The 15499-nt window shown below is 40.5% G+C and carries 16 protein-coding genes; 3 read left to right on the forward strand and 13 right to left on the reverse strand.

Annotated elements, in window-relative coordinates; genetic code table 11:
* Position 1: 1 nt before the first annotated feature.
* Complete coding sequence (locus tag QF042_RS06895) at positions 2 to 979, forward strand: glycosyltransferase family 9 protein (RefSeq protein WP_307526622.1); 978 nt, start codon at positions 2 to 4, stop codon at positions 977 to 979.
* On the opposite strand, the gene QF042_RS06900 is transcribed toward QF042_RS06895, so the two are convergent.
* The 7 genes from QF042_RS06900 to QF042_RS06930 form a co-directional block, all read right to left on the reverse strand.
* Positions 957 to 2030, reverse strand: a complete 1074-nt coding sequence (locus QF042_RS06900) for a glycosyltransferase family 9 protein (protein WP_307526623.1) — start codon at positions 2028 to 2030, stop codon at positions 957 to 959. The genes QF042_RS06895 and QF042_RS06900 overlap by 23 nt on opposite strands.
* Entirely contained in the window at positions 2030 to 3532 is a 1503-nt protein-coding gene (locus tag QF042_RS06905) for a PfkB family carbohydrate kinase (protein WP_307526624.1), read from the reverse strand. The genes QF042_RS06900 and QF042_RS06905 overlap by 1 nt, the downstream gene beginning before the upstream one ends.
* Positions 3513 to 4100: an HAD family hydrolase gene (locus QF042_RS06910; protein WP_307526626.1), complete on the reverse strand. Its 588-nt coding sequence runs from the start codon at positions 4098 to 4100 to the stop codon at positions 3513 to 3515. The genes QF042_RS06905 and QF042_RS06910 overlap by 20 nt, the downstream gene beginning before the upstream one ends.
* Complete coding sequence (locus tag QF042_RS06915; RefSeq protein ID WP_307526627.1) at positions 4090 to 5994, reverse strand: glycosyltransferase; 1905 nt, start codon at positions 5992 to 5994, stop codon at positions 4090 to 4092. Before QF042_RS06915 ends, QF042_RS06910 begins: the two co-directional genes overlap by 11 nt.
* A gap of 17 nt (positions 5995 to 6011) precedes the next feature.
* The gene (locus tag QF042_RS06920; RefSeq protein WP_307526630.1) at positions 6012 to 6986 is read right to left on the reverse strand and encodes a glycosyltransferase family 4 protein; all 975 of its coding nucleotides are present in this window, start codon (positions 6984 to 6986) and stop codon (positions 6012 to 6014) included.
* A gap of 767 nt (positions 6987 to 7753) precedes the next feature.
* On the reverse strand, positions 7754 to 8263 hold the full coding sequence (locus QF042_RS06925; protein ID WP_307526632.1) for an RNA polymerase sigma factor: 510 nt from the start codon (positions 8261 to 8263) through the stop codon (positions 7754 to 7756).
* Positions 8264 to 8516: 253 nt separating this feature from the next.
* Positions 8517 to 8711 carry a hypothetical protein gene (locus QF042_RS06930; RefSeq protein WP_307526633.1) on the reverse strand — a complete coding sequence of 65 codons (195 nt, stop codon included), beginning with the start codon at positions 8709 to 8711 and terminating at the stop codon, positions 8517 to 8519.
* Positions 8712 to 9691: 980 nt separating this feature from the next.
* Between QF042_RS06930 and QF042_RS06935 the strand changes: the two genes are divergently transcribed.
* Together QF042_RS06935 and obgE are read left to right on the forward strand one after the other, a co-directional pair.
* The gene (locus QF042_RS06935) at positions 9692 to 10267 is read left to right on the forward strand and encodes an adenylate kinase (protein ID WP_307526634.1); all 576 of its coding nucleotides are present in this window, start codon (positions 9692 to 9694) and stop codon (positions 10265 to 10267) included.
* 140 nt (positions 10268 to 10407) lie between these two features.
* Positions 10408 to 11403 (forward strand): GTPase ObgE, encoded by a 996-nt coding sequence (obgE, locus tag QF042_RS06940; RefSeq protein ID WP_307526635.1) that lies wholly within the window; start codon positions 10408 to 10410, stop codon positions 11401 to 11403.
* An 87-nt stretch (positions 11404 to 11490) separates the two neighbouring features.
* On the opposite strand, the gene QF042_RS06945 is transcribed toward obgE, so the two are convergent.
* From QF042_RS06945 to QF042_RS06970, 6 genes are all read right to left on the reverse strand, one after another.
* Positions 11491 to 11910, reverse strand: a complete 420-nt coding sequence (locus QF042_RS06945; RefSeq protein WP_307526636.1) for a thiol-disulfide oxidoreductase DCC family protein — start codon at positions 11908 to 11910, stop codon at positions 11491 to 11493.
* Complete coding sequence (locus QF042_RS06950) at positions 11895 to 12716, reverse strand: hypothetical protein (RefSeq protein ID WP_307526638.1); 822 nt, start codon at positions 12714 to 12716, stop codon at positions 11895 to 11897. Before QF042_RS06950 ends, QF042_RS06945 begins: the two co-directional genes overlap by 16 nt.
* A gap of 7 nt (positions 12717 to 12723) precedes the next feature.
* The gene (locus QF042_RS06955; RefSeq protein ID WP_307526640.1) at positions 12724 to 13275 is read right to left on the reverse strand and encodes a hypothetical protein; all 552 of its coding nucleotides are present in this window, start codon (positions 13273 to 13275) and stop codon (positions 12724 to 12726) included.
* Positions 13276 to 13333: 58 nt separating this feature from the next.
* The gene (locus tag QF042_RS06960) at positions 13334 to 13639 is read right to left on the reverse strand and encodes a hypothetical protein (RefSeq protein WP_029277731.1); all 306 of its coding nucleotides are present in this window, start codon (positions 13637 to 13639) and stop codon (positions 13334 to 13336) included.
* 257 nt (positions 13640 to 13896) lie between these two features.
* Positions 13897 to 14547 (reverse strand): response regulator transcription factor, encoded by a 651-nt coding sequence (locus QF042_RS06965; protein ID WP_307526641.1) that lies wholly within the window; start codon positions 14545 to 14547, stop codon positions 13897 to 13899.
* Positions 14548 to 14720: 173 nt separating this feature from the next.
* Positions 14721 to 15494, reverse strand: a complete 774-nt coding sequence (locus QF042_RS06970) for a sensor histidine kinase (RefSeq protein ID WP_307526642.1) — start codon at positions 15492 to 15494, stop codon at positions 14721 to 14723.
* Positions 15495 to 15499 lie beyond the last annotated feature (5 nt).

A 15499-nucleotide genomic window follows, 5' to 3' on the forward strand; every position in this document is an offset into this window, starting at 1 on the left:
TATGGGATACGCAATCAGGCAGTTTAAAAAGATTGCCATTTTCAGGGCATTGCAGCTTGGCGACCTTTTATGCGCAATGCCTGCCCTTAAAAATCTTCGTCTCGCTTGCCCGGATGCCGAAATAGTTTTCATTGGCCTGCCATCCAGCCAGAAACTGATTGAACGTTATGCAGCGCTATTTGATAGGTTTATGGAGTTTCCAGGCTTTCCGGGACTGCCAGAAAGGGAATTTGATGAAGATGGTTTTGTCCGTTTTGAACGGCAAATGCGTTTGGAAGCATTCGATATCATTTTGCAGATGCATGGTAATGGAAGTATTGTGAATGCTATGCTGGGTAAACTCTCGGGTAGTCTCCTTGGTGGTTTTTCACTAGATCGCACCGAGCTGGAAGGAAATCCTTTATTGATGCCTTATCCTGATTCGGGCCACGAAAGCTTAAGGCATATCGCACTCATGAAACACCTTGGCGTGCCGATTGAAACGACAGAGATGTTTTTTCCATTACACGAAAACGACTTTAAAGCGCTTGACAGATCTGCTATTCATAAAAAATATATCTGTATGCACTGTGGTTCGCGCGGTGCATGGCGGCAGTGGCCACCAGTCAATTTTGCAAAAATGGCCGACTATTGTATAGAGCAAGATTATGAGGTTGTGCTCACCGGGTCGGCAGATGAACTTGGACTTATTGACCAGGTAAGCGCATTGATGAAGGGAAGCCCAGTTGTGGTGGCAGGTAAAACAGATTTGGGTACACTAGGCGTGCTACTTAAAGGCGCTAAAGGACTAATTGCCAATTGTACAGGCGTATCGCATATGGCTGCCGCACTCAAAGTGCACAGTGTGATCATCAGTATGGATGGCGAACCTGGCCGTTGGGGACCGCTCGATGTATCAAGACATACCACTATCGACTGGACAAAAACGCCAGAATATAACCTGGTTAAACAAGCAGTTAACGAGATGCTGTTTCGTTGAGCAGATCTTCAAATGCCTTCAGTATTTTTTCCGCACCCGGAAATGTAATTGGAGAAGAATAAGCTTTTACGGATTGATACCTCAAAACCTGATTATTACTCTGCAAAGCGGAGGGAACATCAAACTCGATAGTTCTATGCGGTACCATCCAAGGGCTGTGCTGTGGGTTGGTTCTGGCATATAAACTTAGAACGGGGGTGTCTGTTGCTGCAGCCAGGTGCATGGGGCCGCTGTTTACGCTCATCATAGCTCGTGCCATGGCAATGCAGGCTGCCAGTTCTTTTAAATTTAGCAAACCTGCTATGGGCAGTGCACCTTCGCCAACATTGGTGGCAACACGCTCGATTAACGGCTGCTCTGTTTTGCTTCCGGTTAGTAATATTGGAAGCCCTTGTATCCGGATCAGTTCTTTGGCTATTTTTATCCATTCTGCTTCCGGGTATTGTCGTTTTTTTTCTGAAACACTGATATGGAAAACAAAGAACTGGTTCTTTTTAAGGTTAAGAGGTTTTAATTTTTCCTGGAGAATATCCTGAGGTAAACTGCCAATTCTGATCTGTCTATCTGCGGTATGGGCACCTATAAATGCACAAAGTCTCAAATCCCGCTCTACCTGATGTATGATTTCGAAATAGGGTTCCTTATCTGGTAACCAGTGGGTAAGCAGGCTATAAAGGTTTTCTCTGCTGTATGCTGCCCGCAAAGGAATGCCGGCCATAAAAGCGATCATTAATGAAGGGGCGGGGTTCTGGGTAGAAACGTTGAAAACGATACATCCGTCAAATGCCCTGGCTTTAACCTCTTCAATTACTTTGGTTAACGCTTCACCAGGCATTGCTTCATTTGTTTTTACCCAGGGAAGATCGTAGCAAATCACCTCTTGTATCCAGGGCAGTAAAGCCGATGCTTCCACTGCCATTTGCGAGGTGAGCAGGGTTATCTTACAGCCAAAACTTTCGCTCAAGGCCCTGATGGCCGGGGCCGACATCAGTAGGTCGCCCATATTGTCTGGCCGGATAACCAGGATATGCTTGCAGGATTTCCAGTCCATTAATTTACGATATTTTGGCCGGCAAAACTCAGGTTTTCCTGGATTTTGCTAATTACATTGCTGGTTGATCTGTTGGCTACCGTTGGCAGGAAAATAATTTTACAACCTATGCTATCCAGTAGTTCTTTTTCAGGCAAGAATTTATGGCGATAGTCGCCACCCTTAACAAAAAAATGTGGTTTTATCAGTTTAAGGAGCGGTATTGGCGTGTCGTCACCATGCTCACCAAAGGGAATAATGTGGTCAATGCAACTCAGTTCAGAAAGTACTTCAGTACGGTCATCTAAAGAATTAATCGGGCGTTGCAGCCCTTTTAACCTTTTAATACTTTCATCGGTATTCAATCCAACGATGAGTACATCTCCCTGTGCTTTTGATCCTTTCAGGTAGCTAACATGCCCGCTATGCAGAATATCAAAGCAGCCATTGGTAAATACAATGCGTTTGCCCTGCGCTTTATACCCGGCGATTAATTCTTTTATTTCCTGTTTGGCCAGGAGTAATTTTTGTTTCTCGCCCAGGTTTTTCTTCAAATGCTCAATATCACATACGGCGGTGTGTGGCTTGCTGATCACCATAGCGGCTGCGCTTACGGCCAGCTCGGTAGTAGCGATAACATCAGCACCACCAAGAAGTGCCATCAGGGCCGTGGCAATAAATGTATCGCCGGCCCCGCTCACCTGTGGGTTGACAACCGTTGGCGCGGGCTGGTGTAAGCAAAAGTTACCTTCTTTAAAACAGCATACGCCGTCTTTATCCATACTGAGGAAAATATGCTTTGCACCGCTATACTGGTAAAGGGTTTTACCCCAGTTTTTTACTTGTTCGGCCCGTTTATCATGGGTAGTTTTAAACTGGCATAAGGATACAGCTTCACTATAATTGGGTTTGATCAACGTAGGTTCCAAAGCTGCATAAAGCGCAAAGTCGCGGGCATCAACAGCAATTATTTGGGTAGAATTTTTTCGTAACGAAATTAATGTGTCAATAAGCGCATCAGTGAGCACGCCTTTGCCATAATCAGAAATGAAAACGGCATCAACCTGATCAAAACCAGCTATAATATTTTGTTTAAGCTGTTCCACAGTAGCCAGTGAAATAGGATCGCAACTGCCTTCGTCATAACGTACAATCAACTGTGAACCGGAGCTTACACGGGTTTTGCAGATGGTTGATCTTTCTTGGTCCTGGATGATAAGGTCGGTATTTATGCCATGCTCTTTTAACAGGTTAGTTAAGCTGTGGCCATGTGTGTCAGTTCCTATTACAGAACAAAGCAGAACGTTTGCGCCCAATGCACGTAGGTTTGCTGCAACATTGGCGGCACCGCCAAGGCATTCTCTACTGGAATTTAAATCGACCACTGGTACCGTTGCTTCAGGCGCAATGCGCGAGCAGCTCCCTTGAAGGTAACGGTCTAGCATCAGATCTCCAATGACCAATATCTTTTTTCCTGTGAATTTTTTTAGGTAACGATCGTATTTATTTGCTGTATTTTTCATTTTTTTCAGTTCTAAGAATATACTTGCCTGCATCAGCGAAATCTTTGCTGATGTAATCGGGAATGCGCTCCGGACTTGCCATAAAATCCCACTCGGTTTCGTTTCCATTATCAATCAATATCGACTTGCAGCCTGCCGCTTTTCCGGCTTGTACATCGTTCAGGATATCGCCAATCATCCAGGAGTCACTTAAAGAAAGGCTGTGTTCTCCAGCCGCCTTAATGATCAGACCAGGACCTGGTTTCCGGCAGGTACAAGATTTCGCATACGGGGCGCTACTGCCTTGTGGATGGTGCGGACAATAATAGAAACCGCTTAGTCTTACACCATAATGCTGCAGTAAATCTGCAATTCTTTTTTCTACACCGATAAGATCTTTTTCGGTGAAACGGCCAAATGCAATCCCAGCCTGATTGGTGATGACGATCAGCTGGAAATATTCAGCCAGTTGCGCCAGTGTTTCACCAACGCCGGTTTCAAGGCTAATCAGGTCGGGATCGGCATTATAAGGGATATCGGGAATAAGGGTTCCATCTTTATCTAAAAATACTGCCTTTTTAACTGCCATAACTGCTGTTGTAGGCTGTTTCAGTATGAGAAAAAGCCGGTAATGTGCGTTCTTTTGCTGCGGTCTTGTTGGTAAAGGCAACATTGAACATGCGGTTTTCGATAATGCTGCAAAGCAGGTGTACCAGGTGTAAGTGCATTTCCTGGATGCGCTGGGTGCTTTGCGAAGGCACGATGAGATTCAGTTCTCCAAAGGCTGCTGCGCGACCACCATCTTTACCCAGCATATTGATACAGCTAATCCCTTTCTTTTTTGCCATTTGTATGGCTTTGATAATATTGTCAGAGTTCCCGCTGGTACTCAGGCAGAGCAGTATATCTCCTTCAGCACCATAAGCCTGAACCTGCCTCGCAAATACATCATCATATCCAAAATCGTTTGCCCACGCGGTTATAATGGCCATGTCCGAATTGAGCGATATAGCTGGGAGCCCTTTTCGGTGCGGTACCTCGAAACGGCCAACGAGCTCGGCAACGAAGTGTTGGCTTTCGGCAGCACTTCCGCCGTTTCCGCAAACCAGGATCTTGTTTCCTGCTTTGAGTGCCCTGCTCATCAATTCGCCGGCAAATGCAATTTTTGTGCTTAATTCTCTGGAAGTGCGTTCGAAAGTTCTTGCACCTTCTTCAAAGGCATGCTGGATCATTTTAAATTCCTGCTCCTGCATTTTCTGCTGATTGGCATGGATTGCCTCGTAACAGTCGTGTATCTGTCTGGCAATTTTTTCCCAGGTAAAGTTTTCCTGTACATGGTTAAGCGCTTTGGCAGACATTTCGCTGAGCAGGGCAGGGTCAGACAATAACCGGTCAATTTTCTGCGCAAGAATTTCCGGCTGCTGAGGCGGAATTAAATAGCCGGTATGGCCATCTTTTACAGTATATTTTATGCCACCAACTGCCGCACCAATAACCGGGGTGCCACAGGCCATGGCCTCTAATGGCGTAATACCAAAAGGTTCGTACCATGGAGTGGTGATAAAAATATCGGCAGCACTGTAATAATACCTTAACAGTTCACGGTTTTTGCGACCTACAAAGCTTACAGTGGCCTCAACTCCATGATCGGCAGCGAGCTGTTTTAATCTTTTCAGTTCCGGATCAGCACTTGGATCATCTTGCTCTCCACCAACCACAATAAGTCGAGCCCGATGCTTGGAGCCTAATTTGGCAAACGCCTCAATAACATTGTCTATGCCTTTTCGTTTAACCATCCTGCCAAGCTGGAGTACTATTTTTTCCTGTTCATCTATTTCGAGCAATGACTTTGCTGTAGGTTTTGCAATAGGGTAAAAGTCCTCAGGATTAAATCCACAAGGAATCATCACGGTTTTTTCCGGATCCGCCCTGTAGTAAGTACTGAGATCGGCTTCATCCTGTGGGCATTCAGCGATGATCTTGTCTGCTCTTTGTACAATGGCACGTTCGATTTCTACACGCTCCGGAGGAAAACGGTCAGCTTCTTTCTGGTATATTTTTCTGATGTGCCCAAGGGCATGAAAGGTAATCACAAAAGGGATATCGAGCCTTTCTTTAAGCTCCATTGCCACCAGGCCCGACATCCAGAAGTTGGCGTGGATGAGCCGGTAAGAAATTTTATTTCTAAGGATAAAATATTCCATTTCCTTTCTGAAATCTTTCATATAGGGTAACAGATCTTCTTTATCTACAGGTTCTTTGGGGCCTGCCTCTACTAATATCACCCGTACGTTTTCACTAAATGTGTTAACTTCCTCCGAGATGAGGTCCTCCCTACGGGTGAAGATATCAATCTGGTATCCTTGCTGCCCCAATTGTTTTGCAATTTCGGCCACGTAAACGTTCTGGCCGCCATTGTCTTTTCCCCCAAGCAGGGCAAGTGGTGAAGCATGTTCACTTATAAATGCAATTCTATTTGTCATCGGATTCTTTTTAGGTATCAGTTAGTTAATTTATACATGGCCTTTTTTGCAGCTACTTCTTTGAATAAGTTATGCCATTGTAGGGTAAACCGTTCGATGCTGAAGCGTTCTTCGGCGGTTTTTCGGGCGTTATTACCCAATTGTTGCGCAAGTTCAGGGCGCTCCAAAAGAAGTTCCATATCTTTTCTAAGCATCCCCATGTCTGTTCGTACAAAACCTGAATAACCATTTTTGATGGTCACCGACATTTCTGTGGTAGCCAGGCCAACTATAGGCATACCTTGCATCATTGCCTCACATACGGCAAGGCCAAGGCTGGTGTAGCGGATGGGGTTAAAAAAGAAACGGTAGTTGGATATAAATGCCGGTAATTGTGGATGAAGTACTTCGCCTATTCCGTATTGTTCTGCACCCATACCCACCAGATCCAGGGGAAGTACCTTACTAAGTTGTTCGAAAATATCGAAACCCAAAAGACGTCCCCTTGTTGGCAAATTGTTAATCACCACTATTCCACGTTCGAGTGTGCCTTTATACGGATGGTTACTGGCGGTTACGCCATGTTCAATAACCAGGGTCTGTACACCTGGACTATGCCACATCAATTGGTTAAAATGTGTTACATGGACAAGTGTTACCGTTGGGTCTTTTACCGGATGTTGTGCATTGGTAGGGTGGTCCCAGGGTGGATCATGTTCGAGATAAATCTTTGGTAAAGTACGCTGGGATTCAGAAAGGACGTCGAACTGGTCGCGGAGATAGTTCTCATCGGTCTGGAATAAAATGACATCGAAATCCATATTGCGGACTTCAGCTGCAGGGATTTCATGGACATTGTTGCCAAAAGGGAAAGTCGTGCCCCGGCCAACATATCCTTCGCTCTTAGCCTCGTTTACGGGTATATAAATATCATAGTCACCCTGTGAAAGATAAAAAAGATAACTACCGTGGATGTGCCATGTAAAAATTTTTAGCCTGTTATATTGTTGCATAAAAGATCTGAATAATGGACAAGATATTAAGCAAAAAAGCTAGATACCTGCCCGGGTAATACTGTTTTAAACAACTACGCTTAGAAGCGTTTTGTTCGTTGTGCAACTACCTGTTTTAACGTGGAATATACCTGAATCATGACCAGGAATACCTTGTTTCAGGTTTAAACAAAACTCAAGGCGGTTAATACAAATTGATTTTTGTTAATTAATGTATAGGAAGCGAAGCGTGCTTTACTAAAAACTGGCCGGATTTAAGTAGAACCGAGATACGGTGGTATGGCCTAGTTGGAAGATCAGTTTTTTAGCCAAAAACAAAGGAGTTGGATGACAGGTTAAGATAAATCGTCATCTCGACCGCAGTGGAGAGATCTTTTAAACATAGTTAAAAGATCTCTCCACTCCGCATTGAAAAGGAGATGACGCCGATTTTTAGTGTCTGTCAATGTTAGCCTGTCGAAGGAAAAATGTTTTTGTTTTCGACAATTAAAGGTCTTTGACAAGCTCAGACTGACAGCTTCTACTTAACTTAATGACATTAGGAAAGCTCGTGCTATATAGATTGCCTGATTTATCCTGAGGAATAGGAATCCGGGTAGTTGGTTTAAGCCTGGGGATATAGCATTACATTCAGACAGGATTTACCAGGTGCTTTTAGGTATAAGTTACGTAAGATCACGTAATTTGCGCAACAACAGCGCAGGCAATAGGCTGTCTGTATTTGTGGTCAGGCCTGCATGCCATAGGACAGCAGCAGGCCATTATAGTTATTGCGTTTTATATTGTTTAAGTTGCTTTTTAAGCAGTAACCTGGCCTGATGGATATGTGTTTTAACTGTACCCACCGGGATACCCAGTTCTTCGGCTATTTCCTTATATTTATATCCTTCGAAATACCGGATAAAAGGTACTGAATATGCTGCCGGAAGCCTGTTTAAAGCATTTTTAATGTCTTCCATCGCAAACCTGTGTTCTGCATGGTTTGAGGTTGCACTATGGCAAAGGTTCGCTGAAGAGATTTCTTCTACCTGAACAATGCGGTCGCGATGTCTTTGGTTTTGGCGATAAGAATTGATAAAGGTATTGCGCATGATTACAAACAGCCATCCCTTTATATTGGTGCCATGATTAAAGTTTTTAGCAAACCGGATGGCTTTAACAAGCGTATCCTGTAACAGGTCATTTGCGTCATCAGGATCTTTAGTAAAATTGAGGGCATGTAATTGCAGCGCTCTCGAATAGAGGTTTACGCTTTGGGTGAATTCGGATTGTGTCATAGCAAAAAATGTTTTAAGGTATAATAAAGTTCATCAAAGGGTATACCATTTGGCATGCGTCATTTTTTGGCTTACTAGTGCCCTAGGTATAAACCGCAACGAGGAAAAATACCTGAGGAACATGGTGTTAAGTCAAAAAGAAGTTTGATTAAATTAACTTGGGTGAGTTTTGCATTTTTCGCAATGCAATATTGAAAGCTGCTATCCACGAAAATAAGTAGCAACAAAAAGCCCGGATTAACCGGGCTTAGTCCTATAGTGGTGGGATTGTTTTTTTTATGGTGTCACGTTTCAGCGTGTCACGCTTGGTCGTATCCCTTTTGCCGGGAACATTTTTCTTTGCCGGTTTGGTTTTTTCCGTTTTCTTTTTAGTGGTGTCCTGACGGGTTTGGGCAGAAGAGGCTAAGCCTATTCCTAATGCCAATAAGATAATCATCAGCTTTTTCATAGATTTTGTGATTTAAGGTAAAACATATAAAAAGTAACAGGGAATTTTTTAAAAAGGTTTTAGGCTGTTTAACCGAATGAGTAAAACAGGTATATCTACTTGTGTTTTGGATATATTGCGGTGTTAAATACTTCTTTTTAGATAGTGGTTAATCCATTTGTAGTTAAAATTGATTGGTTAAGAAACTGCTTAAGGTTTCGTTTTATATTTTACTTATCATCCTGAGGGACAATTTATTTCATAAAAAGCAATATAAATAATAGGAATTTTAAAGAAGATAAATCTCCTCATATTTTCGTTATTGCGAAAAGGCTTTTTCAGCCGACAAAGCAATCTTTATAGCAGGATCAATAGCAGGAAAGATTGCTTCGTCGTTCCTCCTCGCAATGACGACTTTTCTATAGGATTCTGTCAATGGTTAATATTTTGTATGAAATCAATATAAATAATATGAGATTTTAAGGAAGTGAATAGCATCGGGGTATCGTCATTCCCAACTCGATTGGGAACCACGAAGTGCTCATTGCAGATAATCTTAATGCAAGCGATTTTAAGATTCCCGCATGCGCGGGAATGACGACCACACTAACGGATTCTGTCATTCTTAGCTTGTCGAAGGATCAGTTTAAGGCGTTTCGACAGACTCAACGTAACAACCTGCGTAAATTTTCATCATCTTTTAACAGTTTCTAATAAAATGTGAAAGGAATTGTTTGGTCAGGCCGCCTTGTATTTGAAGAAAATTCTGTTAAATATAAAAATGGCACAAGATTCTTCGTAGCATAAGATAAATGTCATTAAAATAGCCCCTTTTTAAATAAATTATCAATTTTAAATGGCATCTAAATTAATAATGATATATTTGCAGCCTTGAAAGTAAGCAATGTCTAATCCTATTAATCAGTGATTTGAATATTACTTTTGACTGAGCCATAGGAATAAGGCTTTTTTAATTTTTGAAGACAACCTAAACAACTTGAATGCTTAATTTAGTTCTCTTTGGCCCTCCAGGGGCGGGTAAAGGCACCCAATCTGAAAAGCTGATAGAAAAATATCAGTTGGTACACGTTTCAACAGGCGATCTTTTTAGAGCACACGTTAAAGGAGAAACCGAATTAGGAAAAAAAGTGAGTCAATTGTTAGCTGATGGAGAATTGGTTCCTGATGCCCTTACAATTGCCATGCTTGAAGAAGAGGTAGATAAAAATCCTGATGCTAAAGGATTTGTGTTTGATGGATTTCCGCGTACCGTTCCGCAAGCAATTGAACTTGATTTATTTTTAGAGCGTAAAGGCAGTAAAATTGCTGGTGTTATTGCTTTAGATGTTGATCAGGACGAGTTGACAAAACGTATTGCCGAACGCCATAAAACCAGCGGTCGTCCAGATGATGACGCTGAAAAATTGAAAAAACGAATTTCAGAATACTTTGATAAAACCATCCACGTATTGCCTTATTATGAAGAGCAGGGAAAGTTGAATAAAGTAAACGGAATTGGTGATATAGAAACAGTATATAATGATCTTTGCGCTGTAATAGATCAGTATAAAGTATAAGTGCCAGATCAGGATTAATTTTCAGATCCGGTATATTTCAAAACATACAAAGAGTTATAATGTTAAAACGTTATAACTTTTTAATTTTAAAGGAGTTGTTATTTCAACGCTCCGAGAGTAAAACATTTCAATATTAAAATATGTCGCAGGGTTCGAATTTCGTAGATTATGTAAAAATTTGTTGCCGTTCTGGTAAAGGCGGGGCAGGTTCGGCACATTTACATCGTGATATTTTAACGTCAATGGGTGGTCCTGATGGTGGTGACGGCGGTCGTGGCGGCCACATTATCGTTAAAGGCAGTATTCATATCTGGACATTATTACACCTTAAATACCGTAAGCACATTATTGCTGAAGATGGTGGAGCAGGTGGGAGTTCCCATAAATTCGGTAAACAAGGTAAGGATGAAATCTTAGAGGTTCCGCTTGGTACCATCGCCAAAGATGCTGAAACCGGAGAAGTCCTTTTCGAAATTACCAAAGATGGCGAAACTAAGATCTTAACACCAGGTGGCCGTGGCGGTTTGGGTAATGCGCATTTTAAAAACTCTGTTCAACAAACACCACGTTTTGCACAACCGGGTGAGCAGGGACAAGAGGTTTGGAACATTTTAGAATTAAAAGTTTTAGCCGATGTAGGCCTGGTGGGTTTTCCAAATGCGGGAAAATCTACTTTACTTTCAGTAGTTTCGGCTGCTAAGCCAGAAATTGCCGATTATCCTTTTACAACCATTGTTCCTAACCTGGGTATTGTAAGTTACAGAGGTGGAAAATCTTTTGTAATGGCCGATATTCCTGGGATTATAGAAGGTGCATCAAAAGGTAAAGGTTTAGGCTACCGTTTCCTGCGTCATATCGAGCGTAATTCAGTGCTGTTGTTCATGGTTCCGGCTGATACAAGCCGTTCAGTTAAAGAAGAATACGAAATTCTTAAAAGCGAACTGGAATCTTACAATCCTGAATTAATGCAGAAACCGCATGTTTTAGCCATTACCAAATCAGATATGTTAGATGAAGAATTAATGGAAGAAATGAAACAGGATCTGCCAAATATTCCATCTATATTTATTTCGTCAGTAGCTGAAAAAAATATTTTAGAGCTAAAGGATATGCTTTGGAAAGCAATTGAAGGGTAATATAAACAAGTTTTAATAAATAATTTTGGTGTGCAGAACATTGCTGCCATATTCTGCATTTACCAAAATTAAGCCGCCGATCGAAGTCTATATCAAAAATTTACTTCGAATATGTTCAGTAGGCAGCATACAACTGTCTGTTCGCCCAAATAAAGCATAGCGGTTATCGGCGAATGCTTTATACAGCCGGTTTCTTATAAAACCGGGTACCAAATAACCCACATTGATTAACGGAGCCCACCAGGCATTTAAATTTTTTAGGATATAAGCTACTGCATTAGATTGGCTAAGAAACTCGTTGTTGCGTACCACAATAATGCTATTTAGTTTTATAAAATTAACCTGATGGACTTTGCCCAGTTGCACTGCGGTTTCACTGTCAAGCGGAGCAAAGCTAAACCTGTTTGCCTGATCATGAGTGATTATATAATTGATAAAGCCATTGCAAAAATTACAAACACCATCAAATAGGATGATGTCTTTTGTTGTGTCTAAAATAGGTGCCATGTTATTTGGTGGTTAATAAAATAAATTGCTGGATAAGTAGCCATAAAAGCCCAGAAAAACGAATTCAAGCCCATAATAAGCGCTGTAAAGAAATGGAATATAAATCCCCAGATCAGAAATACTATGGCATACTGCCAGGGCAGAATAAGGCATAATGGAAATATGGTTTCCATAACAATAACGTTCCAACACAGAAAACGGTTTGCAGAAGGGTATTTTTGCAATAAAAGACTTGCTTTTTTGGAGCCATATGTTTTGGTCGAGAATACATCTTTTATTGCTGTTCCCGAACGCCACTCAGCAGATACAAGTTTGGCAATACCCGCAACAGTATAAGAAAGACAGGCCTGTAATCCGATAAACCATATACCGATATCTCTCAATTTACCAGTTGTAAAAGCAGGAAGATTGCATAGGATCAATGTGATGATAATGAGCATGCTCATCTGGTCTGAACCATCACTTCCATAATAAGTAACCAGTGATGCCGCCAGTAAGCTGAATCCTAACAAACTGATCAGTACCCATCCTGTTGTACTCTGTAACGGAAAGAACAATAATCCAACAATAAGCAGGCACCTGATGATAAAAAGGGCAGCCAGGCCTGGTGCGCTAAACAGTTTAAAAAGAGGTTTAAAAAAAGACTTTTCGTTCTGTTTGGTCCATTTTAGCTGCATTACATTCCAGGATAACAAACCATTAGGAGAAAATATCTGCACTTTCTTGAGGTACTCCAGCGTAGAAATTAATAAACCTATACTCAATATAATGAGTACGGTTTGTGATATATCATTTAATAAAATCATGACTATTTTATATTTGATGAAAAACGGATAATAGAATTAATGATGGCGCAGTTTCTTTTTGATAACCTGATGATTCTGCAAGCATAAACTGCCGATAGCAATTTTGTGATTGTTTTTTGTATTGGCTAACCGCATGTAATACTATGATATAAGGCATAGAAAACATCAGTAAATTTAGGTTCCCTGCTTTTTCGCGGTAAGAAGGGATGCTTGATACCAGGCTTTGTACTACGTCTGATAATATTTTTTTATCACGTTTTTCGGGATTCCAAAGCCATGACCATATTGTACGTTCTTCGGTAATTTCCATTTCCTGCCAATCGCTATAATCGATGTCGGTTATTTTATCCCGATACAGTAGATGGTAATCCCTTTTACCGGGGTGTGGGGCAAAGAATGTCCATAGCGGGATCAGGTTAAAATAATCAATTTTATATCTGATAAACGAGGATATTTTGGTTTCCTTAAACTGACACAATATGGTTGCTAAAAACCAAAAGGCCAGAAAAATAGTTACTACAAGCTCGTAAATAACTACAGGGTCTAATTTCAGCATCATAATTTCGAATTAGTTGAGGAAAAGGGGGGTAGATATACTTCCCCTCCTTTTCAAATTGTTAATTGAATTTTTTACGAAGTTCGATCAGCTTATCTAAAGACAAACCATCTTTGGCTTCTTTAGAAAGCGCGCCAATTTCAGCTTCATTTAAAGCATTAGCAGCACCGATAGCCTCAATTACCTGGGTAACTACCGGGGTGGCTTGAATGGTTACCTTAACAGCTTGGAGCGCTGTACGGGCTATTGCAGCAATAAAAAGTGGTTCTGCTGAATTCGCTTCAACAATTTCGTTGTCGCCTTTTAAATTAGCGATTAATGCATCAAGAATTGCTAATTCTGATTTTGATAAACTTGACTTTGCCATTTTGTTTTCTTTTTGAGGTAAATAAAAAATTGTTTAGTGTGCCTTGTTTTGAAGCTTCATTTGCACAACATAAAGTTCGGTACACCATAATTTTTTTACCAGAGTGGTAATACTCATTTAAAATATTGAGTATTTCTACGTAGTTACTAGGATAAAATGGCCTTTTGGGTGTATGCTTAAAATAAGATAGATGCTGATAGAAAGGCAAAAGAATGTTTTAGCCTTGTATTTAGCTTAAGAAAGAGGATTTGATACGGTTATATTACACCGTTTTTAATGGCAAACATCACCAGGCCCGCAGTATTGCGAACGCCTGTTTTTTCGATAATGCGCATTCTGATACCTTCAACTGAACGGGGACTCAAAAAAAGTTCTGTGCCAATTTCAGTCGCAGTTTTCTCATCACAGATCATTTTTAAAACATCCAGTTCACGTTCTGAGAATTCTATATTCTGATCGAGCGAGGGCCTGGTAGAACCTTTAATTGTTAATTTTTTTAATAATGCTTTGGTTACAATATCGTTAAAGTAGTAGCCGCTTTCGTGTACCGAATAAATAGCTTTCCTGATTTCTTTAGGATCTGTATTTTTTAATAGATAGCCGTTAGCCCCGTTTTCCATTAAATGAATAATAAATTTAACCTCATCATACATGGTTAGAACAAGAATTTTAATACTCTCAGCATATTTTTTGCGGATTAATTTCATGGCTTCCATCCCGTCCATTACTGGCATTTTCAGGTCCATTAAAATAACGTCCGGCTGTACATCTTCGAGTTTGCATATCAGTTCTTCACCGTTTGATGCCTCAAATATTACTTCCAGATTTTTATCACGGTTAAAGCCTACCCTTAAACCGTCTCTAAAAATGCTATAATCATCTGCTATGGCTATCCTTATTTTGAGCATTATTATTTTAATTGAGCACTTAAAATTACTTAATATTTATCTTAATGTACACTAATTGTCTATTAATACTATCTTATTTGTATTTATTATTATTTTCTTTTAGGTTTTAACTTTATAACTTGTGAAGTTTTATTATTACATTTTAATATAATTTATATTACATAGTAAGATGTTTAACTAGCAGGAATGGTAATTTTAATAAAATACCGACCTCCATACTGTGAAAAAACAAGGTCTGCTTTTAACAGGATCATTCTATTTTGAATATTTTTCAAACCTAATCCATCTTTTATAAAGCGCAATTCTTCAAATTGATTTTGTGTAAGACCATTGCCGTTATGCGAAATGGTAAATACCAAATTATGATTAACACTCACAGATTGAATATGGATAAGGCTGGCTTTTGCATGTTTGGTTATGTTATGGATAAGCTCCTGAATGATTCTGTAAATACTGATATCGTTCCGGCTTACCTTTATGCAGTGATCGTCTGTTAAACTTAAACTGATTTCGGCAACATTACTATGGCTGATTTTACTACAGAAGTGTGAAATGGCCTCTTTTAAACCTAATTCTTGTAAAATGGTGGAGTGGAGGTTGTGCGAAATGCCGCGGATTTTATAAATTCCGTCGTCAAGCAAACTTTTGCCTTTTTGATACATTTCCTTACTTATTTCGTCGCAACCGTTGATATCGGTTCCATAGAAATACAAGCTAGCCGACCCTAAAATTGCACCAACCTCATCGTGTAATTCTTCAGCAATACGGTGCCGCTCAATTTCCTCGCTCCTTACTGCTGCTTCGATCAACTGATTTTTTTGTATATTCTGTAAGGTTTGTAGGTTAAGTTTGTATTGAAGTTTTTTGCGCTGCATGAATATAAAAATGAGCAGTACACTGATAAATAACATAAGCATAGCAGCAATGCCAACCATTAATATCTGCATAATCT

Source organism: Pedobacter sp. W3I1 (assembly GCF_030816015.1).
GTDB lineage: Bacteria > Bacteroidota > Bacteroidia > Sphingobacteriales > Sphingobacteriaceae > Pedobacter.